The following is a 17985-nucleotide window of genomic DNA, read 5'->3' as shown; positions in this document are numbered from 1 at the left end:
AGAGTTCCACCACTCCAGCGGACACGACCGGGAGACGGCCCTGGTCGGTGCCCAACGGATGGCCGTATCCCAGGGTGGGAAGGGGCCCCTTCTCCCGGGATCGGAGCCGGATTCCGGGCCTGCGATACGGGCCGCCGAATGGGCTGTCGTCCCGGCGCGAAGGCGGGTCGCATTCCGGTGACGCTTCGGTGCGGCTCCGGTTCGTTCGTTGAACGATCGATGCCGATACGGCGCGCCTCTTTGCGTGCCGCGTCGGTCCCGTGCCGGCGGGGCCGGTTCCGCGTACGCGGGATCCGCGGGAATCGTGACGCCCCTCCCGGCCTTCCTCGGTATCGATCCACGACGATTCGTGCCGGCCGACGGCGATTCGTTTCCGCCGCCCTCCGGGGGGACGGAGCCCGCAGGGGCTCCGGCGATGCCCGTCCACGGGTACGGCGGCCGCGCTGACCTGGTGGCCGGACATGGAAAAACCCGAGGCGCCCTCGACGTGTACCGTCGGGGCGCCTCGGGTTATTCGGGCCGCATCAGCGGGGCCGGGGCCGCCAAAGGACTCCTGCCGTTCCAGCGCCGCGGGGGGACGGTCGCTCAGTCTGGCCGGGCCGTGTGGGGGAAGCGGTCAGGCGGCGGCGTTCGCGCGGCGCATACGGCGCCGGCGCTCGGAAGCGCGCTCGTCCTCGTTCAGACCGCCCCAGGTTCCGTACTTCTCAGGACGCGAGATCGCGTAGTCGAGACACTCGGTACGGACCGGGCACTGGGCACAGATCTCCTTGGCCTTGCGCTCGCGGATCTCCCGCTCCGGCTGGCGCTCGCCATCCGGGCCGAAGAACAGCACGAGGTCTTCGCCCCGGCACGCGGCGGCATCCTGCCACCCCCAGCTCGGGCGGGGGCGCAGCGCGGCCTGCCGACGTACCTGAGACATGGTTGAACCACCTCTGTTGAATCGCTAGTAAGCTGTTGGACAGCAAGGGTTGCTAGAACACGGTCGTGCGGCCGTGAGAGCCCGGCATGCGTAACGGCATGCGTCGCTTCGGTGTTCCCGGAGTGGTGGAGACCACGGAAGGCGCAGAAGACCGACGAGGCCGGCAGGCGCTCACGTGAACGGCCGGGGAGGTGCTGGAGCCCTCCCAGCGGGCCGGTACGTAATCATGCCATCCCCGTTCCCGCTCGTGCACGGGGGGCGGGGAAATTCCTCGCTGAACCGTTACCGAAACCGGAAGGGCCGCGTCCCGAGGCCGGGCCTCTGCCCGAGTCGGTGACGGATTGCGAGATCCGGCCCGTTGAGCCGGATGTGGAACATCGTATGAGGGATTTCGGGCCGTGCCTAGGGGGGATCCCTGATGTTCGGATCACATTCCGGTCTAGACCAGGGCGCAGTGGGTAGGGGTGGACGTCAGCCCAGATCGCGCCCCTGGCCCGGCTCCAGGCGGGCGTAGTCGACGTCGGGGGCCAGCTCTCCGATGAGCCGGGCGACCACCGCGGCGCCGGTGTCGTTGAGCAGTCCGTCGTGGATCGCCAGGGCCGCACGGGGAGAGGCCGCCCGCAGGTAGTCGACCACCTCGGCGGTCTTGGACCAGGGGGCGTGCACCGGGACCAGCAGCGTGGAGACCGGGTCCTCGGGCACGGTCAGGGCGTCGCCCGGGTGGAACACCGCGCCCGACGGACTCTCGACCCGGAACCCGATGTTCGTGATGACCGGAATGTCGGGGTGGATGACCGCGTGCCGCTCGCCGTAGACGTGCACGTCGAACCCGGCGATCCGGGCGGTGTCGCCGTGCGCGTGCGCCACGACCCGCGCCCCGAGGTCGGCCAGCGGCCCCAGCCGCTCGGCGATCCCGGCGTGGGTGTGGATCTCCAGGTCCGGGTTGGCCTTCAGGGCGGCGTGGAGGCGGTCGGTGTCGAAGTGGTCGGCGTGCTCGTGGGTGATCGCGACCGCGTCGGCGCCCACCGCCGCGTCCGGCTCGCTGAAGCCGCCGGGGTCGATGACCAGCGTCCCGCCGCCGTGGGCCAGGCGGACACAGGCGTGCCCACGCTTCTCGATCCGCATCGCCGCACCCCCTTTGGACGGGCCTGCACGCTTTCGCCCCACCGACGATACCGCGCCCGGCCCCTAAGGGGACAACGCGCGGAATCAGGGGAGACACCGGGGCGCGTACAGGAACGTCCCCGCGGACAGAGGCGTCATACGTGACGATGAGCAGGACGGCGCCGCCCGGCGGACGGGGTCCGCAGGCGGCGCGGAGACGACGGAGAAAGCGGAAGGCGGGGAGCGGCTGTGGCGCTGCTCAGGTTCATTCTCAACATCATCTGGCTGGTCGTGGCGGGGCTCTGGCTCGCCATCGGCTACGCGATCGCCGGTCTGATCTGCTGTGTGCTGATCGTGACCATCCCCTTCGGCATCGCCTCCTTCCGCATGGCCAACTACGCCCTGTGGCCCTTCGGCAGGACCATCACCAAGCGCTCCGGCGCCGGCGGCGGGAGCACCCTGGGCAACGTGATCTGGCTGATCGTCGCCGGGTGGTGGCTGGTGATCGGCCACGTCGCCACCGCGGTCGGCCTGGCGGTGACGATCATCGGCATCCCCATGGCGTGGGCCTCCCTGAAGATGATCCCCGTGGCGCTGGCGCCGTTCGGCAATGAGATCGTGGCCAGCGATCAGGCGCGCGACCCGTGGAAGTTCTGAGGGCGCCCGCGCCCGCGGCGACGGCGAGGGCATGCGCGGACCGCCTCCACAATGGTGACGACGACAGCGGAAGGGGACGATGTGCGGATGAAGCGGCCCGGCCAGTGGTCCTTCAGCAGACTCCGGCGCGCCGCGCGCCGGGCCGGGACCGCGGGGGAAGAGCCGCAGGCGCCCGCGCCCGCGGCCGAGCCCGCCGAGGCCGTCCGGGCCTCCGATCCGCCTGAGGACGACCTGTTCCGGCGGCTCAGCGACGCCGCCTGGCGCACCCTCCTCCTCGGCGTCGTGGTGGCCCTGCTGCTGTGGGCGGTGGGCTACCTGAGCGTGATCACCGTCCCCATCATCCTCGCGGTCTTCCTCACCGCCCTGCTGATGCCGCCCACCAACTGGATGCGGCGCAAGGGGATGGGGCGAGGGTCCTCGACCGCCGTCACGTGCATCGGCTCGCTCATCGTGCTCGGCGGCGTGGTGACGCTGATCGTGCAGCCGGCGGTCTCCGGGTTCGGCGGCCTGATGGACAGCCTGGGCGAGGCCGCCGAGAGCGTGCGCGACATCGCCACCGGGCTGGGCCTGCACCCGGCCCTGGTCTCCCAGATCATGGACTCGGCCGACCAGGAGCTGAGCAACCTGCTGGCCGACAACCGCGAGCAGCTGATGACCGGGGTGTGGACCGCCGGCACCGCCGTGCTGGAGCTCCTGCTGGGCCTGGTGCTCATCCTGGTGCTGACCGTCTACTTCGTGCACTCGGGCGACCGGCTGGTCGCGTGGCTCCAGGGCCTGCTCCCGGCGGGCTCGCGGAGCCCGGTCAAGGCCACCGGCGACGTCGCCTACGGGGTGATGGGCCGCTATGTGCGCGGCGTGGCCACCGTCGGCCTGATCGACGCGATCGGCATCGGCCTCCCGCTGTTCTTCCTGATCGACCCGACCCTGGCCATCCCCCTGGTGGTGCTCACCTTCATCGGCGCCTTCCTGCCGATCGTCGGCGCGTTCATCAGCGGGCTGCTGGCCACCGCGGTCGCCTTCGTCACCGAGGGCCCGCTGATCGCGCTGGTGGTCCTGGCGATCGTGCTGATCGTCCAGCAGCTGGAGAGCCACGTCTTCGCCCCCCGCGTCTACGGCATGGCGCTCGACCTGCCGGCCGCGGTGGTCCTGGTCGCCATCAGCATGGGCAGCATCATCGGCGGCGTGGTCGGGATGTTCCTCGCCACACCCGTGGCGGCGGTGCTCGCAGCGCTCCTGCGCGACCGCCCCTTCAGCGAGCCGCAGGCCGCCGAGCAGGCCGCCGAAGGGGCCGCGGAACACGACGGTGCCGGCGGGCAGGCGTCCGTGCCGCGGTCCGGCGGCGGGGAAGGATCCGAGGCCTCCGGGCGTTACGTCCCGGGGAGCGCCGGGAACGGGTCCGCCCCCGCCCGGCCCGCCGAGAAATCGGAAGTGGAGCGGTAGGGGGTCCGTTACCCTGGCCGGGTGCCTTTCCCCATTCCCGGTTGACGCGCCCCGGCGGCCCTCCCCGTCCCCACGGGTCGAGGGCGCACCGCCCCTGCCGCGCCGTCCCACGCACGCCTTCAGATTCGCGATAAGGACACCCGCTCCATGCTCACCGCTTCCGGCCTGGAACTGAGAGTCGGCCCCCGCCTCCTGCTCGAACCCACCTCGCTGCGCGTCGCCGAGGGCGACCGGATCGGGCTGGTGGGGCGCAACGGGGCGGGCAAGACCACCCTGACCAAGGTCCTGGCGGGGGAGGGCGCCCCGGCGGACGGGACGGTGTCGGTGTCGGGGACCCTCGGCTACCTCCCGCAGGATCCCCGTGCCACCGACCCCGAGGAGATCGCGCGCGACCGCATCCTGTCGGCCCGCGGCATCGACGACGCCCTGCGCCGGCTGCGCCGCGCGGAGGAGCGGATGGGCAGCGACGACCCCAAGGTGCGCGACAAGGCGGTGCGCGCCTACGCCCGGGCCGACGAGGAGCTGCACGTCATGGGCGGCTACGCCGCCGAGTCGGAGGCGGCGGCGATGGCGAACAGCCTCGGTCTGGAGCAGCGCATCCTCGACCAGCCGCTGGGCACCCTCTCCGGCGGCCAGCGGCGCCGCATCGAGCTGGCGCGGATCCTGTTCAGCGGGGCCGACACGCTGCTGCTGGACGAGCCCACCAACCACCTCGACGGCGACTCCATCGTGTGGCTGCGCGACTTCCTCAAGGCCCACCAGGGCGGGCTGATCGTGATCAGCCACGACGTGGACCTGGTCGAGGACGTGGTGAACAAGGTGTTCTACCTGGACGCCAACCGCTGCGTCATCGACGTCTACAACATGGGGTGGAAGGCCTACCAGGAGCAGCGCGAGGCCGACGAGCGGCGCCGCCGCCGCGAGCAGGCCAACGCCGAGAAGCAGGCCGGGGCGCTGCTGAAGCAGGCCGACCGGTTCCGGGCCAAGGCCACCAAGGCGCGGGCCGCGCAGCAGATGGCCAACCGCGCCGAGCGCATCATGGAGTCGGTGCAGGGCCAGCGGGTCGCCGACCGGGTCGCCAAGCTGCGCTTCCCCGACCCGGCGCCCAGCGGCCGCACGCCGCTCAGCGCCAAGGGGCTGTCCAAGTCCTACGGCTCGCTGGAGGTCTTCTCCGGGGTCGACCTGGCCATCGACCGGGGCAGCCGGGTCGTGGTGCTGGGCCTCAACGGCGCCGGGAAGACCACCCTGCTGCGGATGCTGGCGGGGGTGGAGGAGCCCGACACCGGCGAGGTGGTGCCCGGGCACGGGCTCAAGCTCGGCTACTACGCCCAGGAGCACGAGACCCTGGACACCTCCCGCACCGTGCTGGAGAACATGATGGCCGCCGCGCCCGACCTCCCGGACGTGGAGGCGCGCCGGGTGCTGGGGTCGTTCCTGTTCAGCGGCGACGACGTGGACAAGCCGGCCGGGGTGCTCTCCGGCGGGGAGAAGACCCGGCTGGCGCTGGCCGCGCTGGTGGTCTCCAGCGCCAACGTGCTGCTGCTGGACGAGCCGACCAACAACCTCGACCCGGCCAGCCGGGAGGAGATCCTGGGCGCCCTGCGCGCCTACAAGGGCGCGATCGTGCTCGTCACCCACGACGAGGGCGCCGTGGAGGCGCTGGCGCCCGAGCGGGTCATCCTGCTGCCCGATGGCGTCGAGGACATGTGGAACGCCGAGTTCGAGGACCTGATCACGCTGGCCTGATCACGTCGCCCCGGGCCCGGTCGGCCGGGCCGCCCCCGGCCCACCGGCGCGCCGCCGTTGACGGCGGGCCCAATACGGGTCAGGTTTTGTGCTGACCACAACGGGGCGCACGGTCCCGGCCCGTTCCGGCCCCGCGCCGGGGGGTGGCCAGTGGCGGGTGCATGGCTGATCATGGGCACCGGCGCCGCGCCGGGCGCCGGGGACACCGCACCGGTGTCCCCGGGCCGCGGGCGGCGCCCGCCACTGGCCGCGAGAACACGGGAGGTAGACGTGGCCGAGACCTTGAGAAAGGGCACGCGTGTGACGGGCACCGAGCGATCCGAGCTTGCCACCGAACTCAAGAAGCGCTACGACGCGGGGGAGAGCATCCGCTCCCTGGCAGCGGCCACCGGACGTTCCTACGGCTTCGTCCACCGCCTGCTCACCGAGGCCGGCGTCACGCTGCGCGGCCGCGGCGGGGCGACCCGCCGCACCTGAGTTCCGCGCGCGGCCGGGGATAGGGGCCCCGGCCACGGACGTGCGCGCCCGCGCGGATACGGTGGTCCACCGACCCGGAGCGGGCCCGCGTGGGGCGGGCGCGCCGAGCAGCGGAGGTGGGCATGGAGGAACCGGTCCTTCCCGACGGGGAGGAGCTGAGCGCGGCCGGGCTGCGCCTGGAGGTCGACGGCGAGGTCGCGCGCATCGCGCTCGCCCGCCCCGAGCGCCGCAACGCCATGACCGGCCGCACCTGGAAAGCGCTGGCCCATGTCGGCCAGGCGCTTCCGGAGCGTGTCCGTATCGTCGTGGTCTCCGGTGACGGGCCGTCCTTTTCCGCGGGGATCGACCTGGCGATGTTCTCCCCGGAGGGCGTTCCCGGGGAGCGCTCCCTGATGGCCGACGTGGGAGAGGCCCCCGAGCAGCGCGCCGCCCTGGACGCGGGCATCGCCGCCTACCAGGAGGGCTTCACCTGGCTGAGCCGCCCCGACATCGTGTCGGTGGCGGCGGTCCAGGGGCACGCGATCGGCGCGGGCTTCCAGCTCGCCCTGGCGTGCGACCTGCGGGTGATGGCCGACGACGCCGCGCTGTGCATGAAGGAGCCGGCGCTGGGACTGGTGCCGGACCTGTCGGGGACCAAGCCGCTGGTCGACATCGTCGGGCTGCCGCGCGCCATGGAGCTGTGCCTGACCGCCCGCACCGTCGGCGCCGACGAGGCCGAGCGGCTGCGCCTGGCCGAGCTGGTGGTGCCCGGCGGGGAGCTGGACACGGCCGTCGACGACCTGGTGGCCGCCCTGCTGGCGGTCCCGCACGGCGCGGCCTCGGCGACCAAGGGACTCCTTCAGGGGGCGCCCGGGCGGAGCCTCGAGGAGCAGTGCGCGGCCGAACGCGCGGCCCAGGCCGAGCGCCTGATCGCCATGGCGGCCCAGATGGGCGGATAGGTGTGGGGATCCCCTCCTCAGGCCGGGGTGCGGGGCATGCGGCCGGGGGCGTTCTAGTACGCTGCTCCCGGCGGTCGATCTTCGCTGCGCGCATCCGGCGCGCCGGGCCGCTCGGCGCCCGGCCGGACCCCCGGCACTGAGGCGCGGCATCCGGCGCGTTCGATCGGTCGCCCCCACCGTGCCCCCGCACGGTTCGGGCCTTCCTCGGTACGTCGCCGTTTCGACGAGGAAGGTAGACGTCACTTGACGGACACTGCCGCGCGCCCGGCGTTCGACGGACTCGGCCTGCCCGAGGAGCTCGTGCGGACCCTGGAGCGCAACGGTGTGACCCGGCCGTTCCCGATCCAGGCGGCCGCCATCCCCGACGCCCTGGCCGGGCGCGACGTCCTGGGCTGCGGCCGCACCGGGTCGGGCAAGACCCTGGCCTTCGGGCTCCCGCTGCTGGTGCGCGCCTCCGCCCGCCGGGCCGCCCCCAAACGCCCCCGAGCGCTGGTCCTGGTGCCCACCCGCGAGCTCGCCGACCAGGTACGGGGATCGCTCCTGCCCTACGCCCGCGCGGTGGGCGCGCGCATCGCCGACGTCGTCGGCGGCACCCCCTACTCGCGCCAGATCACGGCGCTCAGACGCGGCGTCGACCTGCTGGTCGCCACCCCGGGCCGGCTGACCGACCTGATCGAGCAGGGCGCCTGCGACCTGGGGGCGGTGGAGGCCTGCGTGCTCGACGAGGCCGACCAGATGTGCGACATGGGCTTCCTGCCCCAGGTCCGCGACCTGCTCGACCGGGTGCGCCCCGAGGCCCAGACGCTGCTGTTCTCGGCCACCCTGGACGGCGACGTCGACAAGCTCGTGCGCGCCTACACGAACGACCCGGCGACCCACTCGGTCGACCCGCCCACCGCGCGCGTGGCGACCATGGACCACCACCTGCTCCGGGTGCTGCCCCGGGACAAGGACCGCATCATCACCGAGATCGCGGCCCGCGACGGGCGGACCATCCTCTTCGTGCGCAGCAAGCACCGGGCCGACACCATCAGCGAGCGGCTGGCCGCCGCCGGGGTGCCCGCCGCGTCGCTGCACGGCGGCAAGTCGCAGAGCGTGCGCACCAGGACTCTGGCGAAGTTCCGCGACGGGCGCATCCAGGCCCTGGTCGCCACGGACGTGGCGGCGCGCGGCATCCACGTCGACGGGATCGACATGGTCGTCAACGTGGACCTGCCCAACGGGCACAAGGACTACCTGCACCGCGGCGGGCGCACCGCCCGGGCGGGGGAATCGGGCCGCGTGGTCTCGCTCGTCCAGCCCAACCAGCGCCGCACGGCGCGCCGCCTGCTGGGCGAGGCCGGGGTCCACGCCGAGCAGCACCTGGTCAACCCCGGTGACGACCTGCTCGCCGAGGTGACCGGGGCGCAGCAGCCCTCCGGGGTGCCGTGGGTGGAGCCGCCCGAGCCCGAGCGCTCGCGCCGCCGCGGTCCCCGGCGCGGCCCGCGCCGCAGCGGGCCGGGGAACGGACGCCGGCCCCGCGGGGGCCGGGAGGGCGCCCGCCGCTCGGGCCCCCGCGACTGAGCGGCCGCGGGAAGGGATCGGCCGGGCCGGGAGGGCGTGAACCGCCCGACGGCCCGGCCGTCCTTCGTCCGGGCCGCCGACGGAACGGGCCCAGAGACGTTCGGGCGACCGGACGTGCACGCTGCGCCGTGGAGACGGGCGCGTCCTACCGCCCTATCGTGATGTCCTCGGTGGTCCTGGTTCTGTCCACGCGCCCTGACGGCCTGCGTCGATCCGCGCCAACGGCACCTGCCGCGGCGAAAGTACTGTGGCGATAGTGCTGTGGCGACGGGGCGGAGGGGCACGGCAGGGGGCGGGGACGAACGGTCGTGAGGCGCGGCTGGTGACGGCCGCACCCGGCGACGAGGAAGGCCCCGGTGCCGTCGGAACCGGCGGACAGGCGGCCCGCACCCCTCGCCGGCATGCTCGGCCCCTCAGCGCTCCCGGGAGCCGAAGGACCGGCAGGTGAGGCGGACCTCCTCCAGGCTCCTGCGGGCGTCCTCGTGGTCGCCCTCCTCCGGGGGGAGGTCCCGCAGGCGCCAGACGGCGTCCTGCACCCTCCACCTGAGGTGGTCCCCCTCGGGGGAGGCGCCCGGCGGGCCGAACTCCCGGCGGATGGCCGCCAGGCAGAAGCGGCCCAGCTCCTCCGGTGCCGCCTCCTGGCGCGGCGGGGGCGGGGCCGCATCCGCGTCCGCCGCCTGCGCCTCCGCCGCTTCGCCGTCCGCGGCGTCCCCGCCCGCCTCCGTGCCGGTCCGGTCCGCCTCCGGGGCGGCCCGCTCAGACCCGCCGTCCCCCTTCGGCGGGGCACCGCCGATGACCTGCTCGTCGGTCACGGTGTCGCCCATGATCCCCATCGCCACAGCCAGGCAGCCCCCGAGCAGGAACACCACGGCGCCCACCGCCACCCAGACCCACGCGGGCCCCAGCGCCAGGGCCACCCCGCCCCCGGAGAACCCGGCGATCATCAGGGCGACGCAGATCCAGCTGCGTCCGCGCCCGAGATGGGAGGCGCCGTCGCCGTCCATGGCCGCTCCTAACCACGCACACCTGTGCTGAAAGCGGTTCCCCTGCCCCCGGCACGGTAACCGGCGGCCGCGGAAACGAGTGGTTCATGCCTCTGTGAGAGGTAGGTCTGTTTGAGGTGTAAGGTCTGCTGTGCGCGGGGTCACCCCGTGTCGCTCTGCGTGTCGGTGGTCGGGTCGATCCCGGCGCGCACCCAAGATGGAAGCGGTGGACGCCCGCGGGGGATCCGGGGGCCGCCGCTCACGGCGGCCTCCCCACCGGGCGGCCGCACCGTCGCTGCCGGCCCGCACCGCCTCCACCCGGCGACCCCGGGCGGTGAGCCGTGCCCGCCCTGAAGGAGAAGTTCACCGCGTGGACGCACTGAACGACGCCATCGTCTCCGTGAACGATGTGTTCTGGGGCTACCTGCTCATCCCCTTCCTGCTCCTGTCGGCCGTGTACTTCACGGTGCGCTCGGGGGTCGTACAGGTCCGCCTCTTCCCCGAGATGTTCCGCGTCCTGCGCGGGCAGCCGCCCGCGGCGGCCGACGGGAAGAAGGCGATCTCCTCCTTCCAGGCCTTCGCCATCTCGGCCGCGTCCCGGGTGGGAACCGGCAACATCGTCGGCGTCGCCACCGCCATCGCGCTCGGCGGCCCCGGGGCCGTGTTCTGGATGTGGCTGATGGCCCTGCTCGTGGGGTCGGCCGCGTTCGTCGAGTCCACCCTGGCCCAGCTGTACAAGGTGCGCGACCGGGCCGGATTCCGCGGCGGGCCCGCCTACTACATGCAGTTCGGCCTGGGCGCGCGCTGGATGGGCCTGGTCTTCGCCGTCGTCATCACGCTGACCTTCGGCTTCATCTTCAACTCGGTGCAGGCCAACAGCATCGCCGACTCGATCTCCTCCTCCGCGGAGGCCGCCGGCCTCGGCGCCGGCCCCGGCCTGTTCTGGGGCGTGGGGATCGCCCTGGCCGTCCTGGTCGGCGCGGTCATCTTCGGCGGCGTGCGCCGCATCGCCCACGTCGCCCAGCTCCTGGTGCCGTTCATGGCCCTGGCCTACCTGGTCATCGGCCTGGCCGTGGTCGCGATGAACCTCGGAGAGATCCCGCGGGTGCTCGGCGACATCGTCTCCGGCGCCTTCGGTGTGCGCGAGTTCGTCTCCGGCGGCATCGGCGCCGCCATCGTGCAGGGCATGCGGCGCGGCATGTTCTCCAACGAGGCCGGCCTGGGCTCGGCGCCCAACGCCGGGGCGACCGCCGCCGTCAGCCACCCCGTCAAGCAGGGCCTGGTGCAGACCCTGGGCGTCTACTTCGACACCCTGCTCATCTGCTCCATCACCGCCTTCATCGTGCTGATCGCCGATCCCGCCTACGGCGAGCGCGAAGGCGCCTCGCTCACCCAGGCCTCCCTGGAGGCCAACCTGGGCGTGTGGGCCGTGCACGCGCTGACCGTCATCCTGTTCCTGCTGGCCTTCACCTCGGTGCTGGGCAACTACTACTACGGCGAGTCCAACCTGCGCTTCATGTCCGCCTCCAACGGGGTCATGGCCGGCTACCGGGTCCTGGTGCTGGGCATGGTGCTGGCGGGCTCGGTCGCCCCGCTCGACCTGGTGTGGACCATGGCCGACGTCTTCCAGGGCGTCATGGCCACCGTCAACCTGATCGCGATCGCACCGCTGGCGGGCATCGCGTTCCTGCTGCTGCGCGACTACACCGCCCAGCGCAAGGAGGGGCGCGACCCGGTGTTCACCCGCGACCGCCTGCCGGGCGTCACCGGCGTGCAGTGCTGGGAGAACGAGACCGACCTGGCGCCCGAGCCCGGCGAGCGCCTGTAGCGGCGCACGGCGCAGGGAGCGCAGAGCACGGAGCACGGAGCACTGAGCGGCCCCGGTCCCGGACGGGACCGGGGCCGTTTGTGCGCGGAAGGCCCCGCGGACGGGAGGCGAGGGGGTACCCTCTGCCGCGCACCCTCCGGGACGGCGCCGCCCCCGGGGCGGAGCGCGCCGCGCCGCAGGCCGCGGCGCGGACGATAACCGTTTTCGGTACCATTCGCCGGGTACGCCGCACCGCACTGCACCGCCGCACTGCACCGCCGCGCTGGACAGCACCGCGGCGCCGCCCGCCCGACCACCCGATTCGGAGTGCTCACGTGTCCGACAGCCCACCGGGCCCGCCCCGGACGCCGGGCTCCTCCCTCGGCGACTCGCTCGTCGCGGACTGGGAGGACCGCGGGGACGAGCTGCCCCCGTCCGACTGGGGCCGCCCCCGCGGCCCCCGGCGCGCCGCGACCGTCTGGCTCTTCGCGATCCTCATCAGCGGCATGGCCGCGGCCAACCTGTGGCTCGCCGGAGGACTGGAGCACCAGGCCTTCCTGGCCTGGGCCACCGTCTTCACCGCCATCTCCTTCCAGGCGCTGCCGTTCCTGGTGTTCGGCGTCGCCCTGTCGGCGGCCCTGACCGCGTTCGTCCCCGCCTCCTTCTACCGCCGGGTCATTCCGCGCAACCCCATGGCGGCGGTGCCGGTCGCCGGCCTGTCCGGCGCGGTGCTGCCCGGCTGCGAGTGCGCCTCGGTGCCCATCGCCGGCGGCCTGATCAAGCGCGGCATCGCCCCCGCGGCCGCGCTCACCTTCCTGCTGGCCGCCCCCGCCATCAACCCGGTGGTGCTGGTGGCGACCGCGGTCGCCTTCCCCGGCCGCCCCGAGATGTGGGCCGCCCGGCTGCTCGCCTCGCTGGGCGCCGCCGTGGTCGTGGGGTGGATCTGGGCCCGCTTCGGCAAGAGCGACTGGCTGCGCCCGCCCCGCGCGGCGCACGCGCCGGGCGCCTCCAAGGCCGAGGTCTTCCGCGACTCGATGGTGCACGACCTCATCCACGCCGGCGGCTTCCTCGTCGTCGGCGCCATCGCCGCCGCCACGCTCAACGTCGCCGTCCCCCGCGCCTGGGTGAACGGGGTCGCCGAACTTCCGGTGGTCGGCGTGCTGGTCCTGGCCCTGCTGGCGATCCTGCTGTCCATCTGCTCGGAGGCCGACGCCTTCGTCGCCGCCAGCCTCAACGCCTTCTCCCCGACGGCCCAGCTCGCCTTCATGGTGGTGGGCCCGATGGTCGACCTGAAGCTCATCGCCCTGCAGGGCGGAACCTTCGGGTGGGGGTTCGTCCGGCGCTTCGTCCCGCTGACGCTCGCGGCCACACTGCTGTTCACGTTCCTGATCGGAGGGCTGCTCCTGTGAACCGGATGGCGCAAGGCCTGATCCTGGTGCTCCTGGGCGCGGCGGCGCTGGGCACCACGCTCTTCTCCGAGCTGTACCTCAACTACGTGCAGTCGGCCTTCCGGCCCTTCCTGATCGCGGCCGGGGGCGTGCTGGTCGTGCTCGGCGGGGCGGTCATCGCCACCGACCTGCGCGCCGCCGCCCGGAGCGAGGAGGGCACCGGCGACGCCGCGGCCTGCGGGCACGGCGACGGGCACGGGGCCGAGAGCGGCCCCCGGGTGGCCTGGCTGCTCCTGCTCCCCGTCATCTCGGTGTTCGTGGTCGCCCCGCCCGCCCTGGGCGCCTACACCGCCGCGGCCCAGGGCGCCTCCTCGGCCCCCGACGACCGGGTCGACCTCAGCGAGTACCGGGACGACCCCTTCGCCGAGGCCGGGGACGGCCCGGTCGAGCTGGAGATGCGCGAGTTCGTCTCGCGCGCCTGGACCGACGAGGAGCGCACCATGGCGGACCGGACCATCGAGCTGACCGGGTTCACCGTGCCGAACCCGGAGGGCGAGGGGTGGTACCTGGCCCGGCTGGAGATGGCGTGCTGCGCCGCCGACGCGGTGGTCAACCGGGTGCTCATCACCGACGAGCCCGTCCCCGAGGAGGACACCTGGTGGCGGGTGCGGGGCACCTGGGAGGAGCCCGAGGGCGACCTGCAGCAGGTGCGCGACCACCGGTTCACCGTCGAGGAGATGGAGGCGGTGCAGGACCCGCCCGACCCCTACGAGTAGCCGCCGGCCGCCGTGCCCGGGCCGCGCGGCTGGGCCGGCGCGCCCAGGTCGGCCGAGATGCGCGCCGCCACCGCGGCCACCTGCGGCCCGAGCTGGCGGACCCGCGCCGCGGGCAGGCGGCTCACCAGTGACGACACGCTGATCGCGGCGATCGGGTCGCGGTTGTGGTCGAAGACCGGTGCCGCCACGCAGCGCACCTCCGGCTCGTTCTCCCGGTCGTCGATGGAGTAGCCGCGCTCGCGCACCCGCCGCAGCTCCTCCACGAAGACCTCCGGGTCGGTGACGGTGCGCGAGGTGGCCGGGGCCAGCCCGTCCTCCAGCACGTCCCGCACCAGGTCCGGCGGGCTGAAGGCGAGGATGGCCTTGCCGACCGCGGTGCGGTGGGCGGGCATCCGGGCCCCGATCCGGGAGGCCATGCGCACCGTGGTGGTGTTCTCCACCTTGTCGGCGTACACCACGTCGTGCCCGTCGAGCAGGACCAGGTGGCAGGTGTGGCCGGTGCGCCGCATCAGGTGGCGCAGGTGGTCCGAGGCGACCGAGCGCAGGTCCATCTGGTCCAGGTAGGCCTGCCACAGCGATAGCGCCGCCGGGCCCAGCCGGAAGCGCCCGCTGGTGCGGTCCCGGGTCAGCAGCCCCGCCTCCAGCAGCGGGGCCGACAGCCGCAGCACCGAGCTCTTGTTCACCCCCACCCCCTCGGCGAGCTGGGTGAGGGTGGCCCCGCCGCTGCCGGCGGGGGTGGACCGGACGAAATCCAGGATCGCGAGCGCCCGGCGCAGCGACACCGACGCGTTGCGGCGGGGGGAGGTGTCGGCGTTCATCCCTTGACGGCACCTCCCAGGCCCGACGCCAGCCGGCGCTGCACGAACAGGAAGAACACCAGCACCGGCAGCGTCATCAGCACCGACCCGGCCATGATCCCGCCCCAGTCGTTCTCGTCGGGCTTGAAGAACGACAGCAGCGCGATCGGCAGCGTCTGGTTCTCCTGCGCCGAGATGATGAAGGTGCGGGCGAACAGGAAATCGTTCCAGGTCATGATGAAGGAGAAGATGCTGGTGGCCACCACCCCCGGCGCGGTCAGGGGGAAGAGCACCCGGGTGACGAAGGTGAGGCTGCCCGCCCCGTCCAGCCACGCCGCCTCCTCCAGCTCCTGGGGCACCGCGGCGACGAACCCGCGCAGCATCCAGATGGCCAGCGGCACCGCGAAGGCGGTGTGCACCAGCATCAGCGAGCCCAGGTGGTTCAGCCCCAGTCCCGGGACCGCCCCGCCGATGGTGCGCATGAGGAAGAACAGCGGGATGGTCAGCGCCTCCACCGGCACCATCTGCGCGGTGATCACCATGATCAGCAGGGTGGTGCGCGAGCGGAAGCGGTAGCGGGTCAGCGCCACCGCGGCCAGGAAGGCGCACAGTGTGGACAGGACCACCACCACGGCCGCCACCAGCAGGCTGTTGAGCAGGTACTGGCCGAACCCGTCCACCAGCAGCACCCGGCGGAAGGAGTCCAGGCTCGGCTCCAGCGTGTACGGCCGGGGGTCGCCCGCCTCCAGGTCGGTGCGCGGCTTGAGCGCCGAGAGCACCATCCAGTAGAGCGGGAACGCCACCGCGGCGGCGATCAGCAGGCCGGCGCCGTCCGTGCGCACCCGCCGCAGCGTCGCGAGGCCTCGCATCACAGCACCTCCCCTTGGCGGCGCAGCGTCCGCAGGTACAGCAGGGTGATCAGGAGCAGCAGCACGGTGGTGACCACGCCGATGGCCGAGCCCAGGCCGTACTGGCTGGAGGCGAAGGCCTGCTGGTAGGCGTACACGTTCAGCACCAGGTTCTGTCCGGCGATGCCGCCCCCGCCGGTCATGATGTAGATCTGCGTGAAGATCTTGAAGTCCCAGATGATCGACTGGACGGTCACCACGGTCATGGCCGGGCGCAGCATCGGCAGCATGACCGAGCGGGCGATCCGCCCGGTCGAGGCGCCGTCCAGCCGGGCCGCCTCGATCACCTCCTCGGGGATCGCGCGGATGCCCGCGTAGAGGGTGACCATGACGAAGGGGAACGAGCACCAGACGACCTGGGTCCACACCAGGCCGAACGCCGGCCACTTCTCATAGGTCCAGGAGTGCCCGGAGAAGCCCTCCAGGCCGATGGCGACCAGGGCCTGGTTCACCGGCCCCAGCAGCGGGTCGAACAGGAACAGCCACACGGCGCTGCCGGTGACCGCCGGGGTGGCCCAGGCCCCCAGCGCCGCCAGGAACAGCAGGGTGCGCACCCACGGTGAGAGCCGGGTGGCCAGCACGGCCAGGCCGCCGCCGACGGCCAGCGTGCCCAGCACGCAGGCCGCGGCGAAGACCGCCGTGTTGGCCAGCACCTCCCAGAACTGCGGGTCGGAGACCAGGGAGGCGTAGTTCTCCAGGCCGATGAAGCGCAGCGGCTCGGCGCCGGTGACCTGCGGCTGCCGGTAGTCGTAGAAGGAGACCAGCACCAGCTGGTACAGCGGGTAGACGAGCAGGGCGCCCAGCACCGCCAGTGCGGGCAGCAGGTACATCCACGGTTCGAGGGCGCGCCGCCGGGCCCCGGGGGCGGTGCCCCCCGGGCGCCGGCGCGCGGGTGCCGACAGGCCCATCCGGCGGGTCACTCCCCGCCGAAGGCCTCGTCGAGGGAGGCGGAGGCCTCCTCGGCGGCCTCGTCCACGCTCGCGTCGCCGGCGGCGACCGTCTGGACCATGGTGGGCAGCACCGCCTCGGCGTCGATGGTCGCCCAGGCGCCGGTGGCCGGCACGAACCGGGTGCCGGCGTCGATCGTCTCGATGAAGGGGGCGATCTCCTCGTCCTCGGCGGAGATCTCCTCGCGCACGTCGGTGAAGGTGGGCAGGTTGCCCATCGCGTCGTACATCTGGCGCTGGTACTCCTTGCCGGCCAGGAGCTTCGTGAACTCGACCGACAGGGTGCGCTTGTCGGTACCGGCGAGCACCCCGAGGTTGTTGCCGCCGGCGAAGGCGGGGGCGATGCTGCCGGGCTCGGTCCCAGGCAGCGGGACGACGGCGGCGTCGTCGGCGATGTCGCTGTCCTGGACCGCCTTGAGGTTGAAGTTGCCCCCGATGGTCATGGCGGCGTCGCCGGCCACGAAGTTCTGCACGCTGGCGTTGCCGTCCATCTCCGCGCACGTCTGCGGCGGGCAGACGTCGTCGGAGAGGATCTCGGTGTACAGCTCCAGGCCCTGCTTGGCCTCGTCGGAGGCGATGGCGGAGGTGTAGGAGCCGCCGTCCTCCTCGGCGATCTCGCCGCCGTGGGCCCACACGAAGGGCAGGAAGCCGTAGGTGTAGGCGCCGCCGGTGGACACGCCGAGCATGTCGGCGTCGTCCTCGCGGACGGCGCGCCCGGCCTCCACGACCTCCTCCAGCGTCTCGGGCGCCTCCAGGCCGAGGTCGTCGAAGACGTCGGTGCGGTAGTACAGGGCGCGGGCGCCGAGGAACCACGGCACCCCGTAGGTGCCCTCGCCGACCCGGGCGGTGGCGGCGACGTCCTCGGGGATGCCGGCGTGGTCCTCCCAGTCGGCCAGGTCCTCGGAGATGTCGAGCATGCCGCCGGACTCGACGTAGCCGGCCAGGTCGGTGTTGCCGTACTCGGCGACGTCGGGGGCCGAGGAGGGGTCGTTGAAGGCGGCGCGGAACCGCTCGGCGCGGGTGTCCACGGGGATGTACTGCACGTCGACGGTGACCCCGTCGTGGGCCGCCTCGAACTCGGCGACCGCCTCGTCGACGACCTCCTCCTTGGGGTCCTGGTCGACCTCGGAGAACAGCCAGACCCGGAGGGTGCCCTCCATCTCGTCGGCGCCGGAGGCGCCCCCGTCGGTCTGGGCGGGGGCGCAGGCGGCCAGGAGCGCGGCGGCGCCGGCGAGGGCGGCCGCGCGGACCGGGCGGAACGGTCGCATCGGGTTCTCCTTCGGGGGACAAGGGCGATACCGGACGGAACCAGCTGGTGGCCCATGAATGTAAGGAAGGTGTACAGATCCCCAGAAGAGGGTGGGCCCAATGTTGTGCACTGCACAAGAGGGAGACGACTATGCACGACGCCCCAGGTCACAGAGAGGCCGTCTGGGTCCCCTGGGGGTGGGAGCGAGGGGTCGGCGGGTGTCCCGCAGGGCCTGTGACCAGCACCAGCGGGCCTGGCGGGGCGGATGGTGCCCCGCCCGCCGGCA

The 17985-nt window shown here is 73.2% G+C and carries 16 protein-coding genes; 9 read left to right on the top strand and 7 right to left on the bottom strand.

Annotated elements, in window-relative coordinates; genetic code table 11:
• Positions 1-616: 616 nt before the first annotated feature.
• Positions 617-919, bottom strand: coding sequence for a WhiB family transcriptional regulator (locus D450_RS0124170; RefSeq protein WP_270681446.1), 303 nt, complete (start codon positions 917-919; stop codon positions 617-619).
• A gap of 471 nt (positions 920-1390) precedes the next feature.
• Entirely contained in the window at positions 1391-2044 is a 654-nt protein-coding gene (locus D450_RS0124165; RefSeq protein WP_017541199.1) for an MBL fold metallo-hydrolase, read from the bottom strand.
• A gap of 228 nt (positions 2045-2272) precedes the next feature.
• On the opposite strand from D450_RS0124165, the gene D450_RS0124160 reads away from it, so the two are divergent.
• The 6 genes from D450_RS0124160 (at position 2273) to D450_RS0124135 (ending at position 8844) form a co-directional block, all read left to right on the top strand.
• A complete protein-coding gene (locus D450_RS0124160) occupies positions 2273-2680 on the top strand; it encodes a YccF domain-containing protein (RefSeq protein ID WP_017541198.1) in 408 nt (135 codons plus the stop codon).
• Positions 2681-2767: 87 nt separating this feature from the next.
• A complete protein-coding gene (locus tag D450_RS0124155; protein WP_017541197.1) occupies positions 2768-4120 on the top strand; it encodes an AI-2E family transporter in 1353 nt (450 codons plus the stop codon).
• Between the two features lie 147 nt (positions 4121-4267).
• Entirely contained in the window at positions 4268-5866 is a 1599-nt protein-coding gene (locus tag D450_RS0124150; RefSeq protein WP_017541196.1) for an ABC-F family ATP-binding cassette domain-containing protein, read from the top strand.
• Between the two features lie 270 nt (positions 5867-6136).
• Positions 6137-6343 carry a helix-turn-helix domain-containing protein gene (locus D450_RS0124145; protein WP_026124337.1) on the top strand — a complete coding sequence of 69 codons (207 nt, stop codon included), beginning with the start codon at positions 6137-6139 and terminating at the stop codon, positions 6341-6343.
• Between the two features lie 122 nt (positions 6344-6465).
• Positions 6466-7281: an enoyl-CoA hydratase/isomerase family protein gene (locus tag D450_RS0124140; RefSeq protein WP_017541194.1), complete on the top strand. Its 816-nt coding sequence runs from the start codon at positions 6466-6468 to the stop codon at positions 7279-7281.
• A 243-nt stretch (positions 7282-7524) separates the two neighbouring features.
• A complete protein-coding gene (locus D450_RS0124135) occupies positions 7525-8844 on the top strand; it encodes a DEAD/DEAH box helicase (protein ID WP_017541193.1) in 1320 nt (439 codons plus the stop codon).
• 413 nt (positions 8845-9257) lie between these two features.
• Here D450_RS0124135 and D450_RS31990 read toward each other — a convergent pair whose 3' ends face one another.
• The gene (locus D450_RS31990) at positions 9258-9848 is read right to left on the bottom strand and encodes a hypothetical protein (protein WP_017541192.1); all 591 of its coding nucleotides are present in this window, start codon (positions 9846-9848) and stop codon (positions 9258-9260) included.
• A 349-nt stretch (positions 9849-10197) separates the two neighbouring features.
• Between D450_RS31990 and D450_RS0124125 the strand changes: the two genes are divergently transcribed.
• The 3 genes from D450_RS0124125 to D450_RS0124115 all read left to right on the top strand — a co-directional run bounded on the left by D450_RS0124125 (position 10198) and on the right by D450_RS0124115 (position 13798).
• A complete protein-coding gene (locus D450_RS0124125) occupies positions 10198-11655 on the top strand; it encodes an alanine/glycine:cation symporter family protein (protein WP_017541191.1) in 1458 nt (485 codons plus the stop codon).
• Positions 11656-11969: 314 nt separating this feature from the next.
• On the top strand, positions 11970-13043 hold the full coding sequence (locus D450_RS0124120; RefSeq protein WP_017541190.1) for a permease: 1074 nt from the start codon (positions 11970-11972) through the stop codon (positions 13041-13043).
• Entirely contained in the window at positions 13040-13798 is a 759-nt protein-coding gene (locus D450_RS0124115) for a TIGR03943 family putative permease subunit (protein ID WP_017541189.1), read from the top strand. Before D450_RS0124120 ends, D450_RS0124115 begins: the two co-directional genes overlap by 4 nt.
• On the opposite strand, the gene D450_RS0124110 is transcribed toward D450_RS0124115, so the two are convergent.
• From D450_RS0124110 to D450_RS0124095, 4 genes are read right to left on the bottom strand one after another with little or no spacing between them, the layout of a single operon-like run.
• Complete coding sequence (locus tag D450_RS0124110; protein WP_017541188.1) at positions 13789-14616, bottom strand: IclR family transcriptional regulator; 828 nt, start codon at positions 14614-14616, stop codon at positions 13789-13791. The genes D450_RS0124115 and D450_RS0124110 overlap by 10 nt on opposite strands.
• The gene (locus tag D450_RS0124105) at positions 14613-15464 is read right to left on the bottom strand and encodes a carbohydrate ABC transporter permease (protein ID WP_017541187.1); all 852 of its coding nucleotides are present in this window, start codon (positions 15462-15464) and stop codon (positions 14613-14615) included. The genes D450_RS0124110 and D450_RS0124105 overlap by 4 nt, the downstream gene beginning before the upstream one ends.
• Positions 15464-16411 carry a carbohydrate ABC transporter permease gene (locus tag D450_RS0124100; protein ID WP_017541186.1) on the bottom strand — a complete coding sequence of 316 codons (948 nt, stop codon included), beginning with the start codon at positions 16409-16411 and terminating at the stop codon, positions 15464-15466. Before D450_RS0124100 ends, D450_RS0124105 begins: the two co-directional genes overlap by 1 nt.
• An 8-nt stretch (positions 16412-16419) precedes the next feature.
• Entirely contained in the window at positions 16420-17718 is a 1299-nt protein-coding gene (locus D450_RS0124095) for an extracellular solute-binding protein (RefSeq protein ID WP_017541185.1), read from the bottom strand.
• Positions 17719-17985 lie beyond the last annotated feature (267 nt).

Source organism: Nocardiopsis halophila DSM 44494, assembly GCF_000341245.1.
GTDB classification, from domain to species: domain Bacteria; phylum Actinomycetota; class Actinomycetes; order Streptosporangiales; family Streptosporangiaceae; genus Nocardiopsis_A; species Nocardiopsis_A halophila.
This window is presented reverse-complemented; position numbering and strand designations above follow the sequence as displayed.